This window comes from Polaromonas sp., from assembly GCF_012927415.1.
Lineage (GTDB): Bacteria > Pseudomonadota > Gammaproteobacteria > Burkholderiales > Burkholderiaceae_C > Polaromonas.
In genome coordinates this window covers 1-3376 of the sequence record NZ_JABBPF010000207.1, presented here as the reverse complement: position 1 = coordinate 3376, position 3376 = coordinate 1, and the positions used below count along the sequence as shown (strand labels likewise).

3 protein-coding genes and 2 pseudogenes are annotated in these 3376 nt (G+C 62.8%); 2 read left to right on the top strand and 3 right to left on the bottom strand.

The genetic code is table 11. The annotated features are described in order from the left end of the window. Together HHJ19_RS17010 and HHJ19_RS17005 are read left to right on the top strand one after the other, a co-directional pair. A pseudogene (locus HHJ19_RS17010) lies at positions 1–226 on the top strand (hypothetical protein); the annotation flags it as partial. Continuing rightward, positions 223–1500 carry a HupE/UreJ family protein gene (locus HHJ19_RS17005; RefSeq protein ID WP_296909046.1) on the top strand — a complete coding sequence of 426 codons (1278 nt, stop codon included), beginning with the start codon at positions 223–225 and terminating at the stop codon, positions 1498–1500. The pseudogene HHJ19_RS17010 and the gene HHJ19_RS17005, both read left to right, overlap by 4 nt. 55 nt (positions 1501–1555) lie before the next feature. Here HHJ19_RS17005 and HHJ19_RS17000 read toward each other — a convergent pair whose 3' ends face one another. The 3 genes and pseudogenes from HHJ19_RS17000 to HHJ19_RS16990 form a co-directional block, all read right to left on the bottom strand. Next, a complete protein-coding gene (locus HHJ19_RS17000) occupies positions 1556–2401 on the bottom strand; it encodes an enoyl-CoA hydratase-related protein (RefSeq protein WP_296909045.1) in 846 nt (281 codons plus the stop codon). A gap of 14 nt (positions 2402–2415) precedes the next feature. Next, the gene (locus HHJ19_RS16995) at positions 2416–2724 is read right to left on the bottom strand and encodes a hypothetical protein (RefSeq protein WP_296909044.1); all 309 of its coding nucleotides are present in this window, start codon (positions 2722–2724) and stop codon (positions 2416–2418) included. 240 nt (positions 2725–2964) lie between these two features. Beyond that, a pseudogene (locus tag HHJ19_RS16990) lies at positions 2965–3376 on the bottom strand (plastocyanin); the annotation flags it as partial.

Here is a 3376-nt window from a genome sequence, read left to right as displayed (position 1 = left end):
TGCCGCGCTCTGGCTGGACGAAGATGCGGCGCAGGCGCTGCAATTTGCCAGAAGCAATCTGCGGCTGCAGCGCGAACCGCTGGACTGGTGGGTGGCACTGCAAAGCGCCCGGCTGGCGAAAGACGGCGCCGCGCAGGCTGAAATTGAAAGTGCGATTCGCGCTGCGGGCCTGCGTGATGCGCGGCTGCTGTCTGCCAACGCGGCGGCGGCCAAGGGCGCCAAATGATGCGCGCGCTGCAGACACGCCTGCAGCTATGCCGGCGGCTGGCAATCGGCCTTGGCCTCGGGCTGGGACTGGTTTGCGCGCCGGCGCTGGCGCACAAGGGGAGTGATGCTTACCTTGATATTCAGCAGCTCGAGCCATCGGCGAATCCGGGCGTATCCGCCAATGCCGAAAAAATCAGGGATTTCGGCTTGGTGCTGGCCGTGGCGATTCGCGATCTCGATCTGGTCGTCCCGCTTGACGCCAATGCGGACGGCCGCGTGACATGGGGCGAAGTCAAGGCGGCGATGCCTCAGGTATTGGCGTTGTTTGATCAGGTGGCGCAGCTCGATGTGCCAGCCGGCACCCAGGCCGCCTGCGCGCTGCATTGGCAGGCTGATGGATTGGAGCGCCGCAGTGACGGCGTCTATCTGCGCGCAACAGCGCGGGCCCGCTGCCCGTTGAATCAAGCGCTGCGTTTCAAATACAGCTTGCTGAGAGACCAGGATGCCACCCACCGGCTACTGGTGGCGGGCCGCATTGGCGGCAAGGACCTGCTCAGCACCATGTCGCCGCAGCAGGGCAGCCTGCTGCTGAGTCCGGAGGGCGGCACGCAGGTGGAGGGGACGGCAGGCGGCGCGCAGGCGGCTGCGGGCCGCGCATCTGGCCGCTGGTCAACGCTACGCGACTATTTCGGCCTGGGCATGCACCACCTGCTGCAGGGTTACGACCATCTGGCTTTTCTGCTGGCGCTGGTGCTACCCCTGCGCTTGAGTTTGCTGCGCAGCCATCCCGCCGCCCCTTCGCGTGAGAATTCTGGCGGGGTCACAGCAACTGGCCGCCGCCGCGCCACCTGGCTGGCGCTGCTTCGCACCGTGACCGCCTTCACGATTGGCCACTCTATCACCCTGATGCTGGCGACCTTTGGCCTGACACAGGCCTCGCCGCTGTGGGTGGAGCCGGCGATTGCGCTGTCGATTGCCGTCACCGCGCTGCTCAACCTGCACCCGGTGAAGTGGATTCGCGTCGATGTGCTGGCACTGCTGTTTGGCTTGGTGCATGGCTATGGGTTTGCCGGGCTGCTGCTGGAAGCCGCGGCGCCGGGAGGGCTGTTGCCGTGGGCACTGGCAGGCTTCAACCTGGGGGTTGAAGCCGGTCAACTGACTGCGGTGCTGGGTTGGGTGCTGGTGTCGCAGGCGGTCGTTGGCAGGTCGTGGTACGCCACGGTGGTTGTGCGCGGCGGCTCGGCGCTGCTGGTGCTGCTCGCGGCCTGGTGGTTCTGGCAGCGGGTGAGTTGATTATAAAAGAATATTGCTATATTAATAATAGCAATCAATATCGATATTCATTGGACTACAGCCCTAATTCATCAAAATCAGTCAATTTTGCAAGTTTTGGGAAAGCCGGCGCGCGCTTTTCCTTCATGGCACTCACCGCTTCGCGCACATGCTGGTTGCTCCAGATCGCGCCCTGCAACCAGCCCATTTGCCTGAGCGCCTCGTCGACCGGGTGGTCGCGCGCATAGTGAATCGCCTGCTTGGTGCCCCAGATCGCAACTGGCGGCTTGGCGGCAATCTCTCTCGCGCATTGGAGGGCGCCGGCCAGCATGGCGTCTGCCGTTTCGAAGATTTCATTGACCAGGCCGCAGGCTTGCGCCCTTGCCGCGCCCAGCTTGCGGCCGGTGTAAGCCAGCTCTTTCACGACCGCCAGCGGAATCAGCTTGGGCAGGCGCTGCAGGGTGCCCACGTCGGCAACCATGCCGATGTTGATTTCCTGGATACAGAAAAACGCGTCGGCCGTGGCGTAACGCAAGCAGCAGGCCGTCACCATGTCGACCGCGCCGCCGATGCAGCCGCCCTGAATCGCAACGATCACCGGGACACGTAACGTTTCCAGTTTGGTAAAGGTGGCCTGCATGCCGGCCAGCAGGTCAGAGATGGCAGCACGACCCTCGGGGCTTTGGTCATCCATTGCGATGTCGCCAGCAAAGGTTTCCAGCGCCATGCCCGCGCTGAAGTGCTTGCCAGTACTGGAGATGAGCAGGACTCTGGCCTCGCCCGCGTTGTTGATCTGCGTCAGCGCCGCATCCAGCTCTCGCCAGAAGGCCGGGTTCATGGTGTTCATCGCTTCCGGGCGATTGAGAACCAAGTGGGCGATGTGCTCACTGGTAGTAAGTGAAAAGCAGCGGGTTGGATTCATGTCCGCACTGTAAATCAGCTCACCTGGTCCAGCCAGTCACACCTGAGACGCCGCGTTTCATGGGCGCCTGCACGCCAGCCCACATAGAGCCGTGGCGCGAGGATGCCAAGCAGGCACAGGGGATAAGCCCAAGGGGCCTCAAAGGCATAGGCGGGCAACCAGCCGATCCAGCCCATGACCCACAGGGTCATCACGGCCTCCCATATCTGGCGTTCCGCGGGGTGCCTGCCGCATTGGGCGATGTGCCAGTTTTTTACGCGCTCCATTTGCATCAGCGTGATGCGGCGCCTGTGGTGGCGGGAAGATCGGGAGTGAACTGACATAAAAGCCTCCGTACAGAGGCTTTACTGTAAGTTTGGTGAAAGTTCACGTCAACGTTTCGCCAGATTAATTTTGTCACCGGCGGTGTTGGAGGCGAGTCAAAAAAGGCTAGATGTCAGCGAATGCTTACCTGGCTGGTCATAACGTTGTGCCGGGCTGCGTCCGAAGGGCAGCTCGGTCGCCCAGGAGCCGGTGATGACGAGCTGGCGGCGGACGGTGCAGCTACCGAAGGCTGATTTTCCTCAAGTCCGGCGACGGCGCGGCACCACGCTCAACTGCACGCTGATCTTGCCCGGAGACGCCGTCACAACATAGGACTGGGGTGCAAGGTCGACCAGCTGGTCAGCCTGCCAGACCTTGACCTGGGCGGCTCCGTCGGGCAAGTCTTCGAAAGAAGCCATGCCGTCCTGCACAGTCTTGGCAGCCCAGGGGGATTCGCTGGCGTAAATGTAGCCGCGCATCGAACCGTGAATGAAGCAGCCCATCAGCGTCGCGCCGACAACCCCGGCCTTGTCGAGCACGATGTCGCTGGCCTTGGCCGCCTTGCCGTCGGGCTTGCCCTCCAGGCGCAACTCAAAGCCTGCATTGGAGGCATTGAACTGCCCCATCCCTGCCGGTGACGAGCGCACATGGTGGTCCCACGGGTCATTGTTG